The organism is Streptomyces sp. NPDC004667, assembly GCF_040609475.1.
Classification (GTDB): Bacteria; Actinomycetota; Actinomycetes; order Streptomycetales; family Streptomycetaceae; genus Streptomyces.
In genome coordinates this window covers 28,640-50,041 of record NZ_JBEXKC010000044.1, presented here as the reverse complement: position 1 = coordinate 50,041, position 21,402 = coordinate 28,640, and the positions used below count along the sequence as shown (strand labels likewise).

The 21,402-nt window shown below is 73.2% G+C and carries 19 protein-coding genes and 1 pseudogene; 17 read left to right on the top strand and 3 right to left on the bottom strand.

Features of this window, described 5'->3' with window-relative positions; translation table 11 throughout:
• The first annotated feature begins 181 nt into the window (after positions 1–181).
• From ABZW32_RS23735 to ABZW32_RS23695, 9 genes are all read left to right on the top strand, one after another.
• Complete coding sequence (locus tag ABZW32_RS23735; protein WP_356218925.1) at positions 182–751, top strand: NADPH-dependent FMN reductase; 570 nt, start codon at positions 182–184, stop codon at positions 749–751.
• A complete protein-coding gene (gene epsC / locus ABZW32_RS23730) occupies positions 751–1,362 on the top strand; it encodes a serine O-acetyltransferase EpsC (protein ID WP_030228479.1) in 612 nt (203 codons plus the stop codon). Before ABZW32_RS23735 ends, epsC begins: the two co-directional genes overlap by 1 nt.
• Before the next feature lie 91 nt (positions 1,363–1,453).
• Positions 1,454–2,542 carry a cysteine synthase family protein gene (locus tag ABZW32_RS23725; RefSeq protein ID WP_356218922.1) on the top strand — a complete coding sequence of 363 codons (1,089 nt, stop codon included), beginning with the start codon at positions 1,454–1,456 and terminating at the stop codon, positions 2,540–2,542.
• A gap of 160 nt (positions 2,543–2,702) precedes the next feature.
• Positions 2,703–4,034, top strand: a complete 1,332-nt coding sequence (locus ABZW32_RS23720; protein ID WP_356218919.1) for an MFS transporter — start codon at positions 2,703–2,705, stop codon at positions 4,032–4,034.
• Positions 4,031–5,266: an ATP-grasp domain-containing protein gene (locus ABZW32_RS23715; protein ID WP_356218916.1), complete on the top strand. Its 1,236-nt coding sequence runs from the start codon at positions 4,031–4,033 to the stop codon at positions 5,264–5,266. Before ABZW32_RS23720 ends, ABZW32_RS23715 begins: the two co-directional genes overlap by 4 nt.
• The gene (locus ABZW32_RS23710; protein ID WP_356218913.1) at positions 5,266–6,606 is read left to right on the top strand and encodes an ATP-grasp domain-containing protein; all 1,341 of its coding nucleotides are present in this window, start codon (positions 5,266–5,268) and stop codon (positions 6,604–6,606) included. Before ABZW32_RS23715 ends, ABZW32_RS23710 begins: the two co-directional genes overlap by 1 nt.
• A complete protein-coding gene (locus tag ABZW32_RS23705) occupies positions 6,603–7,865 on the top strand; it encodes a hypothetical protein (protein ID WP_356218910.1) in 1,263 nt (420 codons plus the stop codon). Before ABZW32_RS23710 ends, ABZW32_RS23705 begins: the two co-directional genes overlap by 4 nt.
• A gap of 143 nt (positions 7,866–8,008) precedes the next feature.
• Positions 8,009–9,253 (top strand): serine hydrolase domain-containing protein, encoded by a 1,245-nt coding sequence (locus ABZW32_RS23700; protein WP_356218908.1) that lies wholly within the window; start codon positions 8,009–8,011, stop codon positions 9,251–9,253.
• Between the two features lie 82 nt (positions 9,254–9,335).
• On the top strand, positions 9,336–9,809 hold the full coding sequence (locus ABZW32_RS23695; protein WP_356218905.1) for a GNAT family N-acetyltransferase: 474 nt from the start codon (positions 9,336–9,338) through the stop codon (positions 9,807–9,809).
• A 33-nt stretch (positions 9,810–9,842) separates the two neighbouring features.
• On the opposite strand, the gene ABZW32_RS23690 is transcribed toward ABZW32_RS23695, so the two are convergent.
• Positions 9,843–11,507, bottom strand: coding sequence for a bifunctional 3'-5' exonuclease/DNA polymerase (locus ABZW32_RS23690; RefSeq protein ID WP_356218974.1), 1,665 nt, complete (start codon positions 11,505–11,507; stop codon positions 9,843–9,845).
• Between the two features lie 201 nt (positions 11,508–11,708).
• Here ABZW32_RS23690 and ABZW32_RS23685 point away from each other — a divergent pair, with 201 nt between their 5' ends.
• On the top strand, positions 11,709–12,890 hold the full coding sequence (locus ABZW32_RS23685; protein WP_356218902.1) for a DUF2786 domain-containing protein: 1,182 nt from the start codon (positions 11,709–11,711) through the stop codon (positions 12,888–12,890).
• A gap of 16 nt (positions 12,891–12,906) precedes the next feature.
• Here ABZW32_RS23685 and tatA read toward each other — a convergent pair whose 3' ends face one another.
• Positions 12,907–13,158, bottom strand: a complete 252-nt coding sequence (gene tatA, locus ABZW32_RS23680; protein WP_356218899.1) for a Sec-independent protein translocase subunit TatA — start codon at positions 13,156–13,158, stop codon at positions 12,907–12,909.
• A gap of 140 nt (positions 13,159–13,298) precedes the next feature.
• Here tatA and ABZW32_RS23675 point away from each other — a divergent pair, with 140 nt between their 5' ends.
• Both ABZW32_RS23675 and ABZW32_RS23670 read left to right on the top strand, forming a co-directional pair.
• On the top strand, positions 13,299–15,356 hold the full coding sequence (locus ABZW32_RS23675) for an FUSC family protein (RefSeq protein ID WP_356218896.1): 2,058 nt from the start codon (positions 13,299–13,301) through the stop codon (positions 15,354–15,356).
• A gap of 119 nt (positions 15,357–15,475) precedes the next feature.
• Positions 15,476–15,721, top strand: coding sequence for a DUF397 domain-containing protein (locus tag ABZW32_RS23670; protein WP_356218893.1), 246 nt, complete (start codon positions 15,476–15,478; stop codon positions 15,719–15,721).
• A gap of 124 nt (positions 15,722–15,845) precedes the next feature.
• Here ABZW32_RS23670 and ABZW32_RS23665 read toward each other — a convergent pair whose 3' ends face one another.
• On the bottom strand, positions 15,846–16,355 hold the full coding sequence (locus tag ABZW32_RS23665; protein WP_356218890.1) for an ATP-binding protein: 510 nt from the start codon (positions 16,353–16,355) through the stop codon (positions 15,846–15,848).
• A 327-nt stretch (positions 16,356–16,682) separates the two neighbouring features.
• Here ABZW32_RS23665 and ABZW32_RS23660 point away from each other — a divergent pair, with 327 nt between their 5' ends.
• The 5 genes and pseudogenes from ABZW32_RS23660 to ABZW32_RS23640 form a co-directional block, all read left to right on the top strand.
• Complete coding sequence (locus tag ABZW32_RS23660; RefSeq protein WP_356218887.1) at positions 16,683–17,561, top strand: helix-turn-helix transcriptional regulator; 879 nt, start codon at positions 16,683–16,685, stop codon at positions 17,559–17,561.
• Positions 17,562–17,651: 90 nt separating this feature from the next.
• Positions 17,652–19,109: an aldehyde dehydrogenase family protein gene (locus ABZW32_RS23655; RefSeq protein ID WP_356218884.1), complete on the top strand. Its 1,458-nt coding sequence runs from the start codon at positions 17,652–17,654 to the stop codon at positions 19,107–19,109.
• A 103-nt stretch (positions 19,110–19,212) separates the two neighbouring features.
• Positions 19,213–19,722 carry a DinB family protein gene (locus ABZW32_RS23650; RefSeq protein WP_356218881.1) on the top strand — a complete coding sequence of 170 codons (510 nt, stop codon included), beginning with the start codon at positions 19,213–19,215 and terminating at the stop codon, positions 19,720–19,722.
• 83 nt (positions 19,723–19,805) lie between these two features.
• The gene (locus ABZW32_RS23645; RefSeq protein WP_356218878.1) at positions 19,806–20,564 is read left to right on the top strand and encodes a MerR family transcriptional regulator; all 759 of its coding nucleotides are present in this window, start codon (positions 19,806–19,808) and stop codon (positions 20,562–20,564) included.
• 152 nt (positions 20,565–20,716) lie between these two features.
• Positions 20,717–21,355, top strand: a pseudogene (locus tag ABZW32_RS23640) (VTT domain-containing protein); the annotation flags it as partial.
• Positions 21,356–21,402: the final 47 nt, after the last annotated feature.

Sequence of the window (21,402 nt, the reverse complement as noted above, 5' to 3'; positions counted from 1 at the left end):
AGAGCGGATGCCGGACACGGTGTGCCGTGCGGGTGTGGTGGGTGCGTAGTGGGGGTGGGGTGGGTCTCCGGCGGGGTCCTAGTGGGGTTCGAGTCCGGCATCGGGGTCGGCTGGCACCGTTGCGTGGGGGACGCGGGCCGGTCGTAGGCCTGTCGGCCGAGGCCCGGATGAAGGAGTTCCTGTGGTGAAGATCGTTTTGATGTCGGGCAGTACCCGTCAGGACTCGGTGAACGGCGCCGTGCTGGAGACGGTGCGCCACATCCTGGCGGGGCTGCCGGACGGGCACGAGAGCGTGTCGCTGGCCGTGGCGGACCTGCCGTTCTACGAGGCCGGGCTGGAGCGGTCCGGTGCCTCGGCAGCGGTGCGCGAGGCCCAGGAGCTGGTCGCCGGCGCCGACGCGCTGTTCATCAGCACCCCCTCCTACAACGGCGAGATGCCGGGCGCGCTGAAGAACGCGCTGGACTGGCTGTCCCGCGGCATCGACGGCCCGAGCGCGCTGTCCGGGAAGGTGACGGCCGTGGCCAGTGCCTCCCCCGGAGCGCGCGGCGCCCTCGACGCCCAGGCCGGGCTGGTCGGCGTACTCACCCGGTGCGGTGCGCGGGTCGTGGAGCACGAGCCGGTCTCCGTCGCCGGTGCGGGCGGGCAGGCCACCGAGGACGGCCGGTACACCGACCCGGAGCTCGTGGCGCGGCTGGAGAGCCTGACCGGCGCGGTGCTGGCGGCGGTCGACGCGGCCGAGGTGCTCGTCTGATGGCCGGAGACCGGATAGGGCTCCTCCGGATCATGAAGGAGGACCTGGAGGTGGTGGTGGCGCGGGACCCGTCCATGCGCAACCGCCGCGAGGCGCTGCTGCACGCGGCGCTGCCCGCGCTGTGGTCGCACCGGGTCGCGCACCGGCTGCACCGGCGCGGGATGCGGATGACCGCGCGGATCATCGCCTGGTACGCCCGCCGCGGCACCGCCGTGGAGATCCACCCCGGTGCCGTGCTCGGCCGGCGCGTGTTCATCGACCACGGCGCGGCCGTCGTGATCGGCGAGACCGCGGTGGTCGGGGACGACGTGACCATCTACCACCAGGTGACGCTGGGCGCCGTCGGGTGGTGGAGCGACAACGCCCGCCCCGAGGGCGAGCGCCGCCATCCGGTGGTGGGCCGCAACGTCGTGCTCGGCACGAACGCCACCGTGCTGGGTCCCGTCACCATCGGCGAACACGCCGTCATCGGCGCACAGGCGCTGGTCAACAAGGACGTGCCCCCGGGAGCGCGGGTGCTGGCGGCCACCGCCGTGATCAAGGCGGTCGGCAAGGAGCCGGAGCCCATGGAGGACCTGTACGCCGTGACCGCCTCGGCCGGCTCCTGGTAGCCCCGTCCGCGTTCCGGCCCCGCCGGCGTACGGCCGTCCGTACGACCACCCGAACCAGCAGCCGTACGAACCGACTTGTGAGGACCCAGACGTGGACAGCAGTGAGAACCGCCGCATCGCCGACAGCATCGAGGACCTGATCGGGTCGACCCCGCTGATCCGCCTGCGCTTCGAGGACACCGCGCCGGGCACCGAGGTGCTGGCCAAGCTGGAGTCCGCCAACCCGATGTCCACCAGCAAGGACCGGGCCGCCCTGTTCATGCTGCGGGCCGCCGAGGAGCGCGGCGAGATCACGCCCGGCAGCGGCACCGTCATCGAGGCGACCTCCGGCAACACGGGCATCTCGCTGGCCGCGCTCTGCGCCGCCCGCGGCTACCGCTGCGTGATCGTGCTGCCCGACAGCGCCACCCGCGAGCGGGTCGCCCTGCTCAAGGCGCTCGGGGCGGAGGTCGTGCAGACCCCGCGCGACGCGGGGTACTCCGGCGCGATCGCCAAGGCCGAGGAGCTGCACGCCTCGATCCCCGGGTCCTGGTTCCCCTGCCAGCACGAGAACGCCGACAACGTGCGGGCGCACTACGAGACCACCGGCCCGGAGATCTGGGCCGACACGGCCGGCCGCGTCGACGTGCTCGTCTGCGGCGTGGGCACGGGCGGGACCCTGACGGGCATCGCGAAGTACCTGAAGGAACAGGACCCGACCATCCGGGTCGTCGCGGTCGAGCCGGAGAACTCGCCCGTGCTCTCCCAGGGCACCGGCGGCCAGCACCGGATCCCCGGCCTCAACGGCGGGTTCGTGGCCCCGACCACCGACGTCGCCCTGATCGACAGCGTGGTGACCGTCTCCGACGAGGACGCGATGACCGCCGCCCGGGGGCTCGCCCGCCGTCAGGGCGTCTTCGTGGGCGTCTCCTCCGGCGCCGTCGCGCACGCCTGCGCCCGGCTGGCCGCGCATCCGGACTACATCGGGGCCTCGATCGTCACGGTGCTGCCCGACACCGGCGAGCGCTACCTCAGCCTCTGGGAGGAGGACGAGGCGGAGGCCGCCGCGGCCGCCTCCCGGGACGGCGGCGCGGTCAAGCACGTCGCAGAGCAGTCCGTCGCCGAACAGCCCGTCGCTGAGCAGCACGTCGCCGGGAAGGCCGCCACCGGGCAGTCCGCCGCGCTGACCGCGCGGTCCTGACCCCCTCCGCCGCGGGGCCGGCTGCGCCCTCCCCTTCGCAAAGGAACCCAGACATGCCGGTGACCGCCCAGCACGCCGAGTCCGTCCCCGTACCCGTACCCGTACCCGTACCCGCCGAGAGCGCCGGCCCCGCCGGCGGGGGGCGTGAAGGGGCCGCGGCATGAACGTCCGCGACCTGCATCCGAACATCAAGCTGAGGCTCGGCGTCGGATTCGTCCAGCGGCTGCTCGGCATCATGCTGATGCCGCTGATGGTCATCCACCTCGCCGCGCTCTACGGTGCGGCCGCGGCCGGCGTGCTGACCATGGTGGTCGCCGCCGCGGGCATCGCCAGCAACTTCCTCGGCGGCCACCTGGCCGACGTCCACGGCCGCAAGCCGCTGATGGTCGCCGGCGAGGTCGGCGCGGCCCTCACCTTCGGGCTGCTCGCCCTGGCCAACTCGCCCTGGTGGCAGTCCGGGTCGGTGACCTTCGTCCTCTTCCTGCTCAACACCTGCCTCGCGAGCGCGGCCACCCCGGCCGCCGACGCGATGATGATCGACGTCTCCACCCCCGAGACCCGGACGCTCGTCTACACGATCAACTACTGGTCGATCAACATGGCGTTCACCGCCGGCGCCCTGATCGGCGGCTTCTTCTACGGTGACCACTTCACCCTGTTGCTGACCGCCGCGGCCGTACTGTCCGCGGCGACCGCGCTGGTCGTGCGGTGGTGGATCGCCGAGAGCGCCCCGGAGTCCGCCAAGGAGCAGGCCGCGGGCGTTCCGGCGATGCTCCGCGGCTACCTCGCCGTCTCCCGGGACCGGGTGTTCCTGCGGCTGGTGGGCGCCGCGATCCTCACCCGGGCCGTCGAGGTCCAGATCGGCTACTACATCGCCGTCCGGCTCGCGGACGAGTTCCCCGAGCAGGCGCTGGCCGGCCTGGAGCGCTGGTTCCCGGCGGTGGACGGGGTCGCGATGCTCGGCATCCTGCGGGCGGTCAACACCGCGCTGGTCGTCGTCTTCGCCCTGTTCACGGGCAGCATGTTCCGCCGGCTCCCGGACCGGGTGCGGCTCTACGCGGGCATCGCCGTCTTCACCGCCGGATACATGGTCCTCGCCGTCAGCAACAGCGGCTGGATCCTGATCGCCGGCGCGGTCGTGTTCACCCTCGGGGAGATCATGAACGTGCCGGTCAAGCAGGCCATCCTGGCCGACCTCGTCGACCCGGTCGCCCGCACCAAGTACCTGGCCGCCTACGGACTGGTGCCGCGCATCGGACTGCTCGTCGGCTCGCTGTGCGTGACCGTGGGGGCGTTCCTCTCCCCGGTCGGCATGAGCCTGCTCTACGGAGCCGCCGGCCTCGGTGCCATCCTCGTCTACCGCTCCCTGCTGCCGCTGCGCGAGGCCCGCCGGGCCGCCGCCGAGCAGGACCCCGCCGCCGAGCAGGAACCCGCCGCCGCGGACCAGAACCCGCAGGCCGCCGCGCCTGCCCGGAACGGAGCCACGTCATGACCCACCCCCGCACCGCCGGCCGGCTCCTGATGGTGATGCCGTACGAGCAGCTCGTCCGCAAGGCCGTCGAGGCCGGCTTCCGGGTCTGGTCGGTCTGGGACCCGAAACTGCGCACCGCCGCCTACCTCGACCAGGTCGCGGCGCACTCGGAGGAACTGCTCCTCACCGACTTCGAGGACGAGGCCGCGCTGCGCGCCCTGGTGGCCCGCACGGCCCGGGAACACCGGGTCGACCACGTACTGCACCTGGGCAGCGAGAAGAGCATGGCCCCGGTGGTCGCCGAGGCGGAGGCGCTGGGCCTGTCCCCGAACAGCGCCGCCTCGGTGCGGCTGCTCAACGACAAGCACGCCATGCGCGGCCTCCTCAACGCGGCCGGGGTCTCCGTGGTCCGCGCCCGGGAGGCCGCCGGCCTCGCGGAAGTCGAGCCGCTGCTGGCGCAGTTCGGGTTGCCGGCCGTGGTCAAGCCCACCAACTCCGCCGGCAGCCGCGGGGTCGCGCTGGTGCGCACCGCCGCGGACCTGGCCGAATGGACCGAGCGGGTCAAGGCGGCCGGCATCGAAGGCCCCTTCATCGTCGAGGAGTTCCTGGAGGGCCCGGAGTTCAGCGTGGAGACCCTGAGCGTCGGCGGCGCGCACCAGGTCGTCGGGATCACCGCCAAGCAGACCAGCGGGCCGCCCGGATTCGTCGAGACCGGGCACGTCCATCCGGCCCCGCTCGACCCGGCGCGGGCGCAGGCGATCCGCTCCACCGTCACCGCCCTGCTCGACCTCTCGGGCTTCGCCTTCGGCCCCGCCCACACCGAGGTGATCCTCACTCCGGCCGGGCCGCGCGTCGTGGAGTCCCAGGCCAGGCTCGGAGGCGACCGGATCCCGCTCCTCGTGGAGGTGGCCACCGGCTTCGACCTGGAGGCCGCGATCTTCCGCGGGCTGGCCGGGGAGGACGTGCGGGCGCCCGCCGCCCACCGGTACGCCTCCGTCGGCTTCTTCCGGCTGCCCGCGGGACGGCTGGAGTCCGCCGAGGGCCTGGACGGGCTCAAGGCCCTGGACCACGTGCACGCCGTGCACTTCCCGTACGGACCCGGTGACGTCCTCCCGCTCACCACCGATTCCGGCACCCGCCACGGCTACGCCGTCGTCGACGCCGCGAGCCCCGCCGAGGCCGCCGAGCGGATCGCCGCCGCCCACGCGGCGCTGCGCGCCCGGACCACCCCCACCCCGAAGGAAGCCCCGTGATGACCGCGCCGACCGCGCAGACCGCGCCCGCGCCCGCTCCCGTCCCCACCCCGGGCGCCGCCCCCGCCGACCGGACCGTGCTGCTCGTCGGCGGTACCGACCAGCACCTGGAGCGGGCCAAGGACCTGGGCGTCCGCGTCGTACTGCTCCAGCACCCCGACAAGGTCAACGCCTTCCAGACCGGGCTGGCCGACGTCCTCCTGATGATCGACTACACCGACTGGGCGACCGTACGGCCGCTCGCCGAGGCCGCCCGCGAGGTCTGGGACTTCGACACCGTCATCTCGCTCACCGAGGGCGGCCTGGACATGGCGGCCCGGCTGAACGACCACTTCGGCTTCCCCGGCACCCGCCCCGAGGTCAGCCGTCGCATGCGCAACAAGTACCTGATGCGGCAGCACCTGACCGACCACGGGCGGCTGTCGATCCACTGGGACCGGGTCACCGACCGGGAGTCCCTGGACGCCTTCGCCGGGCGGGCCGGCTTCCCGTTCATCGTCAAGCCCACCGACGCCACCGCGAGCTTCGGCCTGATCAGGGTGGACGGCGCCGGGGAGCTCGACGCGGTGTGGGAGCGGATCGAGGAGCTGCGCGGACGGCGCACCGACCGTGGCTCGACCCTGTACACGGTGAACGAGTTCCTGATGGAGTCCTACCTCGACGGCCCCGAGTTCAGCGTGGAGGCCCTCAGCTTCGCCGGCCGCCACGTGGTGGTCGCCGTGACGGAGAAGCTCGTCGACGACACGCACTTCGCGGAGCTGGGCCACGCCCTGCCCGCCCGGCTCGCACCCGAGGACCACGCCCGGATCACGGCCGCGGTCGCGGACTTCCTGGACACGATGGGCGTGACCGACGGGCCCAGCCACACCGAACTGCGCCTGGGATCCCGCGGCCCGGTCGTCATCGAGTCCCACAACCGGGTGGGCGGCGGCCACATCAACGAACTCGTCGAGGCGGCCTACGGGATCGACCTCATGGGCTACGGAATGGCCTGGCCCCTGGGCCTCGTCGAGCCGCTGGCCGGGCCCCCGGCGGCCCGCGCCGGGGCCTGCACCCGCTTCGTGCTCCGCGACCCCGGAACGGTCACCGCCGTGTCGGGCGTGGAGGAGGTCGCCGCCCGCGCCGACGTGCTGGCCGTGGAGGTCTCCGTACGCCCCGGCGACCCGGTGCGCCCGCTGCGCGACAACTGGGACCGGCTCGGCTTCGCCGCCGTGACGGCGGCCGACACCGATGCGGCGATCGCCCTCTGCGAGCGGCTCACCGCGCGGATCCGCATCGACGTCGACCCGGCCGCCGGGCCCGCGGCGGCCCCGGCCGCCCTCGTCGGGGCGGCGACGTGACCGCGCTCGTCCTGCACCGCTTCCCGCTGGAGCCGTTCCCGTACGACCGGTGGCTGGACGGACTCGACGGCGGCGTCGTGCTGATCGCGGCCCGCGACCGGATCGAAGGCGGCGGCGAGCGGGTCCCGGACGGCCCCGGGGGCTACCGCCGGCTGGAGGTCCTCGACAGCTTCGACGACGAGGAGCGGCTCGACCGGCTGGCCGCGGACCTGGCCCACGCGTACGAGGTCACCCACGTCATCGCGTTCCACGAGGCGGACCTGCTCCGGGCGGCCCGGCTGCGGGAGAAGTTCGGCCTGCCCGGCCAACTGCCCGACGGGGTGCTGCCCTTCCGGGACAAGGTCCTGATGAAGGAGCGGCTGCGGGCGGCCGGCATCGAGGTCGCCCCGTACGCGCTGCCCGCCACGGCGGACGGGGCGCGGGCCTTCGCGGCGGAGCACGGCCTGCCGGTGGTCTTCAAGACCCGCGACGGTTTCGGCTCCGTCGGGCTGCGGATCGTGGGGACCGCCGGGGAACTGGAGGAGTACCTGGCCGAGGCCTACGCGCCCGCCGCCGGTCCCCGTGAGGACCTGCTGGTGGAGGCGTACGTACCGGGCCCGATGTGCCACGTGGACGGGGTGGTCGTGGCCGGACGCACCGTCATGGCCTGGCCCTCGCAGTACCAGTACGACCTCGCCTCCTACCAGGCCGATCCCGGTGCCCGGGTGGACCTCACCCTGGACCCCTCGGACCCGCTGACCCCGCGCCTGCTGGCGCTGGCCGAGGAGGCCCTCGGGGCACTGGGCGGGCCGGCGGACCACGCCTTCCACGCGGAGGTCTTCCACACGCCCGACGACCGCCTCGTGGTCTGCGAGGTCGCCGCCCGGCCGGCCGGGGCGCGCATCCGGGACGTGCTGGACGCGGTGTTCGAGGTGCACCCCGTGGAACTGGCGGCGCGGGCCCACACGGGACTGCCCCTGCCGGCCCTGGCGGGGCTCCCGGCCGGGCCGCAGGGCGGGCGGCTGCGGCCGGTCCGCATGGCGGGGCAGGTCCTGATGATGAAGCGGCCCGGCACGGTCCGCGCCATCCCGGTGATCCCGGAGGAGCCCTGGGTGCGGTTCTACGGGGTCTTCGCCGAGCCGGGGGAGGTCCTCGCCGAGGCCGCCCTCTCCTCGGACTTCCTGGCGGCGGCGGTGCTCTCGGCGCCGACCCGGCAGGAGTGCGAGCGGCGCCTGAGGGAGCTGGGCGGCCGTTTCGAGACGGAGATCGTGATCGACTGATCCCGGCCCGCGTCCCGCGTCCCGCCCGCCCCGGCCTCGCCCCCCTTCCTCTTCCGGGCCCTCCTCGCCCCTGCGGTCGCAGGGGCGAGGAGGGCGGGGCTAGCGTGGGGAGGGAGCGGCGGCGCACGGGCAGGAGGCCGGGCATGACGACACGGTGGCGCAGCGCGGCGGTCGCGGCCGCCGCGGCGGGTCTGGTGGTGGTGCCGGTCGGCGTCGGAGCGGGCTACGCCCGGTACGCGGACGCGCCCCCGGCGGCGGCCGCCGCGACCCCCGCGGCCACGCCCCCACCGACCCCCGCGGCCCAGGGGTTCCCGAAGCTCACCCCCGAGGTGGCGGCCCGGCTGGACGCGGCGGTGCTGAAGGTGCAGCGCGAGGCCAGGGTCCCCGGGGTCATCGTGGCCCTCTCCGCCCCCGGCAAGGGCGAGTACGTACGGGCCTTCGGCGTGGCCGACAAGGCGACCGGAACGCCCATGACACCCGGCCTGAACATGCGGATCGGCAGCGAGACGAAGACCTTCACCGTGACGGCCCTGCTGAGACTGGTCGACCAGGGCAAGGTGGGCCTGGACGACCCCATCGGCAAGTACGTCGCGGGCGTCCCGAACGGCGGCAGGATCACCCTGCGCGAGCTGGCCGGCATGCGCAGCGGACTGTTCAACTACTCCGAGGACGAAGGGTTCTTCAAGGCCCTGACGAGCAACCCCCGGCGGAACTTCACCCCGCGGGAGCTCCTCGCGTACTCCTTCGGGCACCCCGTGAACTTCGCGCCGGACGCCAGGTTCGAGTACTCCAACACCAACCTGATCCTGCTGGGGCTGGTGGTGGAGAAGGTGAGCGGGAAGAAGCTCGCCGACTACATCGACCAGCAGGTGGTCAAGCCCGCCGGGCTGAAGCACACCCTCTTCCCGACCGGCGCGGAGTTCCCGAGGCCGCACGCGCACGGCTACACGGACCAGACCGCCGGCGGGAAGACCGAGGACGCCACCGACTGGAACCCCTCCTGGGGCTGGGCGGCCGGAGCGATGATCTCCGACCTCCCCGACCTGCGGAGCTGGGCGAAGACCCTGGCCACCGGCACCCTGCTGACCCCCGCCACCCAGGCGCAGCGGCTGAAGGTGAGCCCGGCCGGTGACCTCCCGGACACCGGCTACGGCCTGGGCATCTTCAACGTCGAGGGCTGGATCGGCCACAACGGGTCCCTGCCCGGCTACCAGTCGCTGACCGTGTACCTGCCGCAGGAGCGGGCCACCCTGGTCGTCCTGCTCAACACGGACACCGCCTCCGACGGCGCCGAGCCCAGTGCCCTGTTCGGCGAGGCCATCACCCGGGTCGTCACCCCCCAGCACCTCTTCAGGCTGCCCCCGCAGCCCGTCACGGGCCACCACTGAGGAACCTCCCGGATCCGCCGCTCCCGCCCGCCCGCCCCGCGCACAATGGGGCGGGCACGACGGCGGAACGAGGGAGACGTACATGGGTGACGACCTGACGGTGGAGATCCGCGAGGCGGGCGGGGCGGACGTGGAGACGGCCACCGGGCTGTTCCTCGGCTACCTCGACTTCTACGGGGTGCCCGCGGCCCGGGACCCGCAGGGCGCCCGGGAGTTCCTCGCGCGGCGCATCGGGAAGGGCGAGTCACTGGTGCTGCTCGCGGACGTGCCCGGAGCCGGCACGGTCGGCTTCGCACAGGTCTACCGGGCCTTCTCCTCCCTCACCCTGGGCACGGCGTGGATCCTGAACGACCTCTACGTCGCCCCGCCCGGCCGCTGCACCGGCGCGGGCCGGGCGCTGCTGCGCGAAGTGCTGCGCCGGGCGCGGGAGGAAGGGGTGGCGGGGGTGCAGCTGGAGACCGCCTACGACAACCGGGTCGCGCAGGGGCTGTACGAGTCGGAGGGCTTCGTGCGCGAGGAGTTCCACGTGTACTTCCACGACTTCGGCCGGGCCTGAGGAACGGCCCGTGCACCCGGCGGCCGACGCGGGTCATTTCGCGTCGGCGTAGCACTCCACGACCGCGGTGGTGAACGGGAAGCGGACGGGGGTGTCGCCGAAGGTGAGGCGGCCCGCCCGGTCGGCGGCGGCCCGGATCGCCTCGGCGACGGCCGGCGCCTCCTCGGCGGGGCAGTGCACGATCACCTCGTCGTGCTGGAAGAACACCAGCTCCGCGCGCATCCCCGCCGAGGCGAGGGACTGGCGCAGCGCGGCGAGCATCAGCAGGGCCCAGTCGGCGGCGCTGCCCTGCACGACGAAGTTGCGGGTGAAGCGGCCCCGGGCGCGGGTGTCGGCGGAGGCGTGGCCCGGTGTCCAGCCGTCGGGGCGGCTCCCGCGGTCCGGGCGGCGCCCGGTGCCGTCCGGGAGGTCCCCGGAGTCCTGGGGGAGCCCCGCCTCGCCCCCGTCGTCCTCGGCGGCGGTCACGGGCGGCGGGCAGGTCCGGCCGAGCCAGGTCCGTACGAGCCGGCCCTCCTCGCCCGCCCGCGCGGCCTCGTCCACGCAGGCCACCGCCCTCGGGAACCGGCGGCGCAGGGCGGCCAGGTTCTTCAGGCCGTCGCCGGAGGTCTGCCCGTAGACCGCGCCGAGCACGGCGAGCTTGGCCTGCTCCCGGTCGCCGGAGAAGCCCTGGCGGGAGACGGCCGCGTAGAGGTCCTCGGCGCGGCCCGCCACCTCCATGAAGGCCGGGTCGCGGGAGATCGCGGCGAGGACGCGCGGCTCCATCTGGTCGGCGTCGGCGACGACCAGCCGCCAGCCGGGGTCGGCGACGACAGCCCGCCGGATCACCTTCGGGATCTGCAGCGCCCCGCCGCCGTTGGTGACCCAGCGGCCGGTGAGGGTGCCGCCGGGGAGGAACTCGGGCCGGAACCGGCCGTCGTGGACCCAGTCGGCCAGCCAGGACCAGCCGTGGGCGGTGTAGATCCGGTACAGCTTCTTGTAGGCGATCAGCGGTTCCACGGCCGGATGGTCGAGCTCCTGGATCTCCCAGCGGCGGGTGGACCGCAGGGGGATCCCGGCCTCCGCGAACGCCTTGATGACGTCGGCCGGCAGGTCGGGCCGCACGCGGCGGCCGAACGCGGCGGAGACCTCGTCGGCGAGCGCGGCGAGGCGGCGGGGCTCGCCACGGCCCGCGTAGCGCTCGCCCAGCAGCTCGGTCAGCAGGGCGCGGTGGACGTCGGCCCGCCAGGGCAGTCCGGCCCGGTGCATCTCGGCGGCGATCAGGAACGCGGCCGACTCCGAGGCGGTGAGCAGCCGCATCCGGTCGGGACGGTCGGTCGCGGCGAGGCGGCGCGCCTGGTCGGCGTGGACGGCGAGCAGGGCGTCGAGGGCGACGGGGACGACGGGCCGCGGGTCGAAGAGGGAGTCCTGGGTGCCGGGTTCGGCGGCACGCTGCGGGGGGTCCGCGGGGACGGGCGCGTCGTTGAGGCGGGCCCAGGCGGCGGCCGCGGAGCGGGGTTCGCCGAAGCGGCCCTCGTGGCCGAGGAGCAGCAGCTCGGCGTCCTCGACGTCGTAGCAGCGCTCGACACGGACGCCGGCGGCGAGCAGGCGGGGGTAGACGGCGGCGGTGGACCGCCAGATCCAACGGGTCGCGGCGGGGGCGGCCCGGACGGCCTCGGCGGGGTCGCGGACGCGCAGGCGGGGGCCGGTGGCGGGCGGCACGGGCGCGGCGTGCCACCAGCCGTCGCCGTCTTCGGCGAGGGCCCAGGGGCCGGGTGCGTCGCTCACGGGTGCGAGTGTCCCACCCGGGTCTGACAAGGGCCTTCCCGGCGGGGCCCGCGCGCCGGGAGCGGGCCGGGAGCGGCCCGGGAGCGGCCCGGGAGCGGGCCGGGAGGGCGTGGGGGGGCATGTCAAGCTGAAGGGGTGAGTGAGTTCGCCGAAACCGTTGACCGGGCCTTCGCCGCCGCCCTCTACGCCCAGGACGACGCCGGGCTGGACACGGGCGCCTCGGTGCTCGCCGCCGACCCCGCGCGGTGGGGCGGGGTCGGGCGGGAGCTGCTCGCGCGCGGGGAGGCGTACGTACGGCAGGCCTGGGAGCGGGGCTGGCAGCCCGCCGACGTGCTGCGGCTGGTCCGCCGCGACCTGGACGAGCTCCACCTGCGGATCACCGCCGACCTGGTGGCCGCCGAGGGGCGCCGCTACGCACGCCTCCCGGAGGGGTGGACCGATGCCGAGGTCTGGTGGGACGAGGACGGGGCGTACGCCGAAGCGCTCGCGCGGCGCGTCAAGGCGGACCGGTTCACCCTGGCCACGGCCGTCCTGGAGGTGATGCGACTGCTGGTGCGGCTGCCGTCGATCGAACCGGTCGGCCCGCTCCCCGGCGACCTCACCGAGCAGGCGCACGCGCACATCGAGCCGCGGATGCTGGGGCGGATCCGGGCGCTGCTGGCGAAGGCCGAGGCGACGACGTACCCGGAGGAGGCCGAGGCGCTCAGCGCGAAGGCGCAGGAGCTGATGGCCCGCCACACGGTGGACGAGGCGCTGCTCGCGGCCCGCGGCGGCGGCCCGGCGCAGGTCCCGGGGGCCTGCCGGATCGGGGTGGAGCCCCCGTACGAGGAGGCCAAGGCGGTGCTGCTGGACGCGGTGGCCACCGCCAACCGCTGCCGGGCGGTGTGGAACAGCGGCTTCGAGTTCTCCACGGTGGTCGGCTTCGAGAGCGACCTGGAGGCGGTGGAGCTGCTCCACACCTCGCTGCTCGTGCAGGGCACGGCGGCGATGACCCGGGCCGAAGCGGCGCAGCGCGCCGGCGGGCGCAAGCGGACCAAGACCTTCCGGCAGTCCTTCCTGCTCGCCTACGCCAGCCGGCTCGGCCGCCGTCTGGCGGAGACCGCCGAGCACACGGCCACCGAGGCGGCCGACAACCTGCCGGCCCTGGTGGCCCGGGACGTCGCCGTCACCTCGCGGGCGGACGAGATGTTCCCCCGGACCACGACGACCCGGCTGCGCGGCGCCACCGACCACGCGGGCTGGGAGGACGGCACGGCGGCCGCCGACGCCGCGCACGTGGGCGCGGGGCGGCGGCCCCCGCTTCCCGGCAGGGGCTAGGGCCGGAGGCCGGAGGCTAGGCGGCCGGGGGCTGGACGGCCGAGGTCGGGACGGCCGGGGTCTCGGCGCGGCTCTCGGCGGGGGTCTCCGGGCGGGCCTCCGGCCGGGCGGCGTCCTCCGTGCGCATCGCGCGGGCCTCCGACTTCAGGATGCGCGCCGACTTCCCCAGGGAACGGGCCATGTCGGGCAGCTTCTTCGAGCCGAACACCAGCAGGCACACCACCAGGACGATGATCAGGTGCCAGGGCTCAAGGCCATTGCGGAGCATGTGCGTACCCACCTTTCGGACGACGGCCGGACCGTGACTGCGGCCGGTTGATGATCCGTCCCATGGAACAGCGGGGCAAGGGCTGCGCACAAACCTGAAGAAACCCTGAAGAAACCCTGAAAACGGCTACGCTCGACGCCATGAGCTGGCTCCGGGCGCTGAAGGACACCGCCCGCTCGGGCATGACGGTGGAACGGACCCGGCTGGAGCCCCTCGCCGCGGTCCGCGCCGCCGCCGGGCTCGCGCTCGTCATCGGCTTCGGCCTGGCCTTCCTCGGGCCCGGGGCGGCCGCCAGTTCCGCCTTCGGCGCCTTCATGGCGGCCATCGCCTCCTTCCAGCAGAGCTGGCGCCCGCGCCCGGTGCTCGCCCTCGCCTCGGGGCTGACCCTGGCCGTCTCCACCTTCGTCGGCTACCTGGTCGGCTCCTCCACCACCGGGCTCTTCCTGCTCCTGCTCGCCGTCTGGACGTTCGTGACGGGGCTGCTGTGGGCGGCCGGGCCCACCGCCGGGATCATCGCCTCCGGCAACGTCGCGATCATGCTGGTCACCGTCACCCTGCCGACCTCCGTCGCGCAGGCCGCCGGGCACGCGGTGGTGATCGCCGCCGGCGGGGTGGTCCAGGCGCTGCTGATCGTGCTCTTCCCGATCCGCCGCTGGGGCGACCGCCGCGACGCCCTGGCCGACGCGCTCGCCGCCGAGGCCGACTACGCCCGCCGGCTGCGGCAGGACCCGGCCGCCTCCTTCGACCCCGTGCCGCTGATGAAGGCCCGGGACGCCGCCGCCGTCACCGTCCGCCAGGCCCGGCGGCGGCCGGCCGAACTGCACGGGGCGCGGGGCCTGGCCGAGCGGATCCGGCCCGTGCTGGCCTCGCTCGCCGACCCGGCCGTCGGGGCGCCCGCGCGGGGCCCGGCCCGGGAGCGCGTGCGGGAGCTGCTCGCCGCCGCCGGGACGGTGCTGGACGCCGCCGCGCACGCGATCCGCCACGGGGACCCCGTACGGCTGCCCGCGCCGGCCCTGTCGGTGCTCAAGGCCCCCGACCTGCCCGACCTGCTCGGGGACGCGCCGCTGCGGGCCGCGCGGCGGCTGGCGGTGCTGCTGGACGACGTCCTGGAGACGGCCGGGCCGGGGTCGGGGCCGGGGTCCGGGCGGATCGCCGATCCGGCCGAGTCGAGGCTGCGGCCCTCGCTCGCGGAGCTGGCGCCGCTGGTGGCGCGGGCCGTACGGGCCGAGCTGCGGCCGGGGTCGCCGATCCTGCGGCACGCCGTCCGGGTCACGACGGTGGCCTGCGCGGGGTACCTGATCGGGCACGCGCTGCCGTTCGGGCACGCCTACTGGGCGCCGATGACCTCGGTGATGGTGATGCGGCCCGACTTCACCCAGACCTGGTCCCGGGCGGTGGCCCGGTTCGGCGGCACCCTGGTCGGGGTCGGCGTCGCGACGGCGATCGTGCAGCTGGCGCAGCCGGGGATGTACCTGTCGGGCGCGCTCGCGGTGGTCAGCGCGGGCCTGATGTACGCCCTGATGCGCACCGGGTACGCCGTCGCGCAGGTCTTCACATCGGCCTACGTGGTCTTCCTGCTCGGCATGGGCGGCGTCCGATGGGACCAGACCGTCCCCGACCGGATCGCCCTCACCCTGATCGGCGGGGTCCTGGCGATGGTGGCGTACGCCGTCTACCCCGCCTGGGAGACCCCGCGGCTGCGGACGCGCCTCGCCGACTGGCTGGCGGCCGTCGGGCGGTACGCGGCCGCCGTGCTCGGGCAGTACGCGGACCCGGCCGGGGCCCGGCGGGCCGACGTGCGGGAGGCGCTGCTGGAGTCCCGGGACGCCCGGATCGCCTGGCAGGAGGCGCTCGCCCGGGCGGCGGGGGAGCCGGTGCGGCACCGGGGGCTGTCCCGTGCGGCCGCCGACGGGGCGGGGGAGGCCCTGGCGGCGCTGGGCCGCCACGCGATGCTGTGGGAGGCCCACCTGCCGGACCGGACCCACGCCCCCGTGCCGGGGGCGGCGGAGCTGGCGCGGGCCCTGCGCGAGGCGACCGAGGCGGGGGCGAAGGCGGTGCGGGAGCGGCGGGTCCCGGAGTGGGACGGGGTCCGCGGACTGCTGCCCGACGGGAACGCCCCGGGAACGGCCGTTCTGCGGGGGGCCGGGGAGCAGCTGCTGGAGGCGCTGGACGAGGTCTCCGAGGCGCTCCGCCCGTAGAAAAGTGATCAACAGTGACGGGTGCGGTACCGCGCGTGCACGTGCATCTGCCCATGCATGCACTGATGAACACAGCTATGATCCGGTGGAGTTGACATCTGCACTATCGGGGGCTTCCTGTGGACCACGCGTACAACGGGATGGCAGCTGCAGAACTCGCTTCCTTGTATGAGCTGACCTGGCAGAAGAGCAGACACAGCAACTCGCAGGGATCCTGCGTGGAGTTCGCCAGACTGCCCGGCGGCGACGTCGCCATGCGCAATTCGCGCTTTCCCGACGGACCGGCGCTCGTGTACACGCCGGCCGAGATCGAGGCGCTGCTGCTGGGCGTCAAGGACGGGGAGTTCGATCATCTGATCGCCTGACGGAACAGCGCATCAATTCGAGCCGTGCACGTGCACTGGCCGGGACTGATCGAAACGATCAACCCCGGCCAGTCGTCCTGTTCGCAGCGTTGCGCCCCCCGTCGGCGCGGACCCCTCGGGAGGGTCAGTCCTGGAGCATGAAGAGCGCCCAGACGACCTTGCCGGTCAGCCTGCCCGCGAGCGGGTGCCAGCCCCAGTTGTCGCTGTAGGCGTCCACGAGGAACAGCCCGCGCCCGGACTCCAGGTCGCAGTTCTCGTCCGTCCGCTCCGGTGCGAACGCGCCGCCCGGCCGCTCCTCGCTGGGGTCGCGCACCGCGCACACCAGCCGGGTGCTCCACCGCATCAGGTGCAGCCGCACGGAGCCCTCGGGCTCCCCGCCGCAGCCGCGCGCGTCGTCCGGCAGGGCGTGCCGCAGCGCGTTGGTGACGAGTTCGGACACGACCAGGGAGACGTCGTCGAAGCGGTCGTCCAGGCCCCACTGGGACAGGGTGGACCGGGTGAACGAACGGGCGCCGCGCACCGCCTCGAAGCGGGCGGGAAGCGCACAGGACGCGGACCCGGAGACAGCCGTGGGGTCGACCGGGGGCAGCCCCTGCCGTAACGGCTCTAGCACGGTCGATCCATTCGTCCCCATGCGAGGCACTCCCGGGATTCGCGGACGGCGCGGCGGCTTTGTCCGAAGAGAACTGCGGGGTGGGTCCGGCGCCGGCGCGAAGAGCACGCAGGTGCGCGGCACCATCGTTCCGAATGCCGAAGCCGGATGCAAGGGCAGATGCACGTGCACGCGCCGGACCTGTCCACTCACGTGACGGTTCTTGCTCATTTCTTCCTACGCATACTTACGGACTTCTTTTCCGGGACGCCGGATTCCGTTACAGAACGAGTACGGTCCGATGCGTTTTGGTGGCAGACTCTCGCACCGGGGTACGGGGGCCCACGACGCACACGCGCAGACATTGCGATGGGGAGGGCAGGACTAGTGACCGCAGAAGCCAGCGGTTCCGTGGTGCGCCGCATCCTCCTGGGCTCACAGCTCAGGCGACTCCGAGAATCCCGCGGCATCACCCGTGAGGCGGCCGGCTACTCGATCCGCGCATCCGAATCGAAGATCAGCCGCTTGGAGTTGGGAAGGGTGAGCTTCAAGGCCAGGGACGTCGAAGACCTCCTGACGCTCTACGGGGTCACGGACGGCGCGGAGCGCGAGTCCCTGCTGGGGCTGGTCCGGGAGGCCAACGCGGCGGGCTGGTGGCACAGTTACGGCGACGTGCTGCCCGGGTGGTTCCAGACGTACGTCGGACTGGAGGGGGCGGCCTCCCTCATCCGCATCTACGAGGTGCAGTTCATCCACGGCCTGCTCCAGACGGAGGCGTACGCGCACGCCGTCGTCCAGCGCGGCATGCCCGGCGCGGGCGCCGCCGAGATCGACCGCCGCGTGGCGCTGCGCCTGGAACGCCAGAAGGTCCTGGTCTCCGAGAACGCCCCGGTCTTCCACGCCGTCCTCGACGAGGCCGCGCTGCGCCGTCCCTACGGCGACCGCGACGTGATGCGCGGACAGCTGGAACACCTGATCGAGATCAGCCAGCGGCCCAACGTGCACCTCCAGGTGATGCCCTTCTCCTTCGGCGGGCACGCGGGCGAGAGCGGAGCCTTCACCCTGCTGCGCTTCCCCGAGTCCGACCTGCAGGACATCGTGTATCTGGAACAGCTCACCAGTGCCCTCTACCTGGACAAAGAAGAGGAAGTGGGGCAGTACTCGCGGGCGATGGAACGGCTTCAGGCCGATTGTCCAGACCCTGACAAGACACGTGATCTCCTGCGTGGACTGCTCCAACTGTCTTGATCCGCACGTACTATGACGTCTGATCAGTGCATGACTGACCGATCGGTCTCCGGTGCAGCGCACGGGTGCGCGCTCGCAGTAAGGGATGGCATGTCGATATTCACCGACCTGGCTCACCAGTACATCGACGGCGAATGGCTGGCCGGCACCGGTTCGTGGGACATCATCGACGTCAACCCGTACAACGGGGAGAAGCTCGCGGCCATCACGGTGGCCACCGTCGAGCAGGTGGACCGGGCCTACCGCGCGGCCGAGCGGGCCCAGCGCGACTGGGCGGCGACCAGCCCCTACGCGAGACGTGCCGTCCTCGAACGCGCCCTGCGCATCACCGAGGAACGCCACAAGGAGATCGTCGAGGCGATGATCGACGAGCTCGGCGGGACCCGTCCCAAGGCCGAGTACGAGGTCCACCTCGCGATGGAGTTCCTGCGCGAGGCGATCCAGCTGGCCGTCCGCCCCGAGGGCCGCATCCTGCCCTCGCCGGTCGCGGGCAAGGAGAACCGGGTCCAGCGCCTGCCCGTCGGGGTCGTCGCCGTGATCAGCCCCTTCAACTTCCCCTTCCTGGTCACCCTGAAGTCGGTCGCCCCGGCCCTGGCGCTGGGCAACGCCGTCCTGATCAAGCCGAACCAGAACGCCCCGGTCGCGGGCGGCGGGATCATCGCCAAGATCTTCGAGGACGCGGGGCTGCCCGCCGGACTCCTCAACGTCCTGGTCACCGACATCGCCGAGATAGGCGACGCGATCCTCACCCACCCCGTCCCGAAGGTCATCTCCTTCGCCGGGTCCGACCGCACCGGCCGGCACGTCGGAGCCGTCGCCGCCCGCCACTTCAAGCGGACCGTCCTGGAACTGAGCGGCAACAGCGCCCTCGTCGTCCTCGACGACGCCGACGTCGACTACGCGGTGGACGCGGCCGTCTTCAGCCGCTTCGTCTTCCAGGGCCAGGTCTGCATGGCCGCCAACCGGATCCTCGTCGACGCCTCCGTGGCCGAGGAGTTCACGCAGAAGTTCACCGCCCGGGTCCGCGCCCTGAAGACCGGCGACCCCCGCGAGGCCGACACCCACATCGGCCCGCTGATCAACTCCTTCCAGGCCGACGCCCTGACCGCGCTCGTGGACCGCGCCGTCGAATCGGGCGCCCGGGCGCTCGTCCGAGGGTCTACGCGCGGCAACCTCGTCGAACCGACCGTCCTGGCCGGACTCCCCGAGGACTCCCCCCTGCTGGGCCAGGAGATCTTCGGCCCCGTGGCCCTGCTGGTGGTCTTCGACGGCGAGGACGAGGCCGTGCGCCTGACCAACGCCACCCCCTACGGGCTGAGCGGAGCCGTGCACACGCGGGACGTCGAGCGCGGCGTCCGCTTCGCGCAGCGCATCGAGACCGGAATGATCCACGTCAACGACTCCACCATCGGCGACGAGCCGCTGACCGCCTTCGGCGGCGAGAAGGCCTCGGGCCTGGGCCGGCTGGGCGGCGAGGCCACGGTGGAGGCCTTCACCACCCAGAAGTGGATCTCGGTGCAGCACGGCCGGACGAACTTTCCGTTCTAGGGGTCCATAGAGGACACGACCTGTCCGCAATGCTCCGTAACGTGAGTCCCGTCAGCAGGAAAGCGATGCGGGAAGCACCCCACACGGAAAAAGGCGGTCGGTCATGGCTCACCCCACCGAAGAGATCCCCGGCGACGAGCGCGGCACGCTCCTGCTCTTCGTCGAGAACCAGCGCGAGGCGCTGCGGCAGGCGGCCCGCGGGCTGACGGAGGAGCAGGCCGCGAGCCGTCCCACCGTGAGCGAGCTGTCGCTGTCCGGTCTGGTCAAGCACGCGGCCGAGGTGGAACTGAACTGGCTGCGGATGGCCCAGGGCAAGCCGAACGAGCACGGCCGGGCCCCGCAGGACTGGCACGAGGGCTTCCGGCTGACCGAGGACGAGACCACCGCCTCGGCGCTCGCCTTCTGGGACGGCGTCAAGGAGGAGACGGACGCCTTCGTCGCGTCCGTGCCAAGCCTGGACGACTCGTTCCCGCTCCCGCCCGCGCCCTGGTTCCCCGACGCCGAGGTGTCCATCCGCTGGATGCTGCTGCACCTGGTGCGCGAGTTCGCCCGGCACGCGGGCCACGCGGACATCATCCGGGAGTCCCTGGACGGCACGAAGGCCATGGGCTAGCCGGTCCGCCGCGGAACGGACTTGCACCTCACGCGGCGTGAGGACCCACAGTGAAGGGCGTACCCAACCAGAGGAGCGGGAAGATGGGCTACTCCGTGGGCCAGGTCGCCGGTTTCGCCGGGGTGACGGTGCGCACCCTGCACCACTACGACGAGATCGGCCTGCTCTGCCCGAGCGGGCGCAGCGGGGCGGGGCACCGGCGGTACGACGACGCCGACCTCGACCGGCTGCAGCGGATCCTGTTCTACCGGGAGCTCGGCTTCCCGCTCGAAGAGGTCGCGGTCCTGCTGGACGATCCGGAATCGGACCCGAGGGAGCACCTGCGCCGGCAGCACGCCCTCCTGTCCGAACGGATCGCCCGGCTCCAGCAGATGGCCAAGGCCGTTGAGCACGCCATGGAGGCGAAGAAGATGGGCATCAACCTCACGCCCGAGGAGCGGTTCGAGGTCTTCGGGAACAAGGACCCCGAGCAGTACCGGGAGGAGGCGGAGCAGCGCTGGGGCCACACCGACTCCTACGCCGAGTCGCAGCGCCGGGCCGCCTCGTACACCAAGGCCGACTGGCAGCGGATGCAGGACGAGGTCGCCGACTGGAGCGCCCGGTACGCCGCGCTGATGGAGTCCGGGGAGCCGTCCGAGGGCGTGGCCGCGATGGACCTGGCCGAGGAGCACCGCCTGCACATCACGCGGTGGTTCTACGACTGCCCGTACGAGATGCACACCTGCCTCGGTGACATGTACGTCTCGGACGAGCGCTTCAAGGCCTTCTACGACGCCATGCGGCCGGGCCTCGCGGAGCACCTGAGGGACGCGATCACGGCCAACGCCGTGCGCGGGGTGTAACCGCTCCGTCGCCGTGCGGTGGCCGCGATCTCGCTCACACGACCCCCTCCGGGCCTGGAACCCGGCGGGGGTCGTGTGCGTTGATAATTGAGACCAGCTTCTTGTCGCCCCCCACCGCCGACACCCCCCTGATCCAGGAGAGCCCGGAACTCGTGTACACGCTTGCGCTCGGCCCTGAGTGGCTGTCCCCGGAGTACCTGATCGGGCATTTCGGCCTGATCGGCATCCTGGTCATCGTCTTCGCGGAGTCCGGCCTCTTCGCGTTCCTGCCCGGCGACTCCCTGCTCTTCACGGCGGGCCTGTTCGTCGCGAGCGGCAGCATCAGCCAGCCGCTGTGGCTGGTGTGCACCCTGATCGTGGCGGCCGCGATCCTAGGCGACCAGGTGGGCTACCTGATCGGCAAGTACTTCGGCCCGAAGCTCTTCAACCGGCCGAACAGCAAGGTCTTCAAGCGCGAGAACCTGGACGCCGCGCACGAGTTCATGGAGAAGCACGGCCCCAAGGCGATCGTGCTGGCCCGGTTCGTGCCGATCATCCGCACCTTCGCGCCGATGGTCGCGGGCGCCGGCGCGATGAAGTACCGGACCTTCCTGACCTTCAACGTCATCGGCGGCATCGCCTGGGGCGCGGGCGTCACCTGCCTCGGCTACCAGCTCGGCCAGTTCGAGGTCATCAAGAACAACGTCGAGCCGATCTTCATCGGCATCGTGCTGGTCTCCGTCATCCCGGTGATCTTCGAGGTGCTGAAGTCCCGCAAGGAGAAGGCGAAGGCCGCCGCCGAGGCCCCCGCGGCCCCGTACGGCGCCCCGGAGGAGCCGCAGGCCCCCGGCCAGCGCGG

Coding starts and splice junctions, on each gene's coding strand:
- ABZW32_RS23720 (WP_356218919.1), top strand. CDS start 2,703: ATGAACGTCCGCGACCTGCATCCGAACATCAAGCTGAGGCTCGGCGTC.
- ABZW32_RS23695 (WP_356218905.1), top strand. CDS start 9,336: ATGGGTGACGACCTGACGGTGGAGATCCGCGAGGCGGGCGGGGCGGAC.
- ABZW32_RS23665 (WP_356218890.1), bottom strand. CDS start 16,355: ATGGGGACGAATGGATCGACCGTGCTAGAGCCGTTACGGCAGGGGCTG.
- ABZW32_RS23660 (WP_356218887.1), top strand. CDS start 16,683: ATGGGGAGGGCAGGACTAGTGACCGCAGAAGCCAGCGGTTCCGTGGTG.
- ABZW32_RS23715 (WP_356218916.1), top strand. CDS start 4,031: ATGACCCACCCCCGCACCGCCGGCCGGCTCCTGATGGTGATGCCGTAC.
- ABZW32_RS23655 (WP_356218884.1), top strand. CDS start 17,652: ATGTCGATATTCACCGACCTGGCTCACCAGTACATCGACGGCGAATGG.
- ABZW32_RS23710 (WP_356218913.1), top strand. CDS start 5,266: ATGACCGCGCCGACCGCGCAGACCGCGCCCGCGCCCGCTCCCGTCCCC.
- tatA (WP_356218899.1), bottom strand. CDS start 13,158: ATGCTCCGCAATGGCCTTGAGCCCTGGCACCTGATCATCGTCCTGGTG.
- ABZW32_RS23650 (WP_356218881.1), top strand. CDS start 19,213: ATGGCTCACCCCACCGAAGAGATCCCCGGCGACGAGCGCGGCACGCTC.
- epsC (WP_030228479.1), top strand. CDS start 751: ATGGCCGGAGACCGGATAGGGCTCCTCCGGATCATGAAGGAGGACCTG.
- ABZW32_RS23675 (WP_356218896.1), top strand. CDS start 13,299: ATGAGCTGGCTCCGGGCGCTGAAGGACACCGCCCGCTCGGGCATGACG.
- ABZW32_RS23700 (WP_356218908.1), top strand. CDS start 8,009: ATGACGACACGGTGGCGCAGCGCGGCGGTCGCGGCCGCCGCGGCGGGT.
- ABZW32_RS23645 (WP_356218878.1), top strand. CDS start 19,806: ATGGGCTACTCCGTGGGCCAGGTCGCCGGTTTCGCCGGGGTGACGGTG.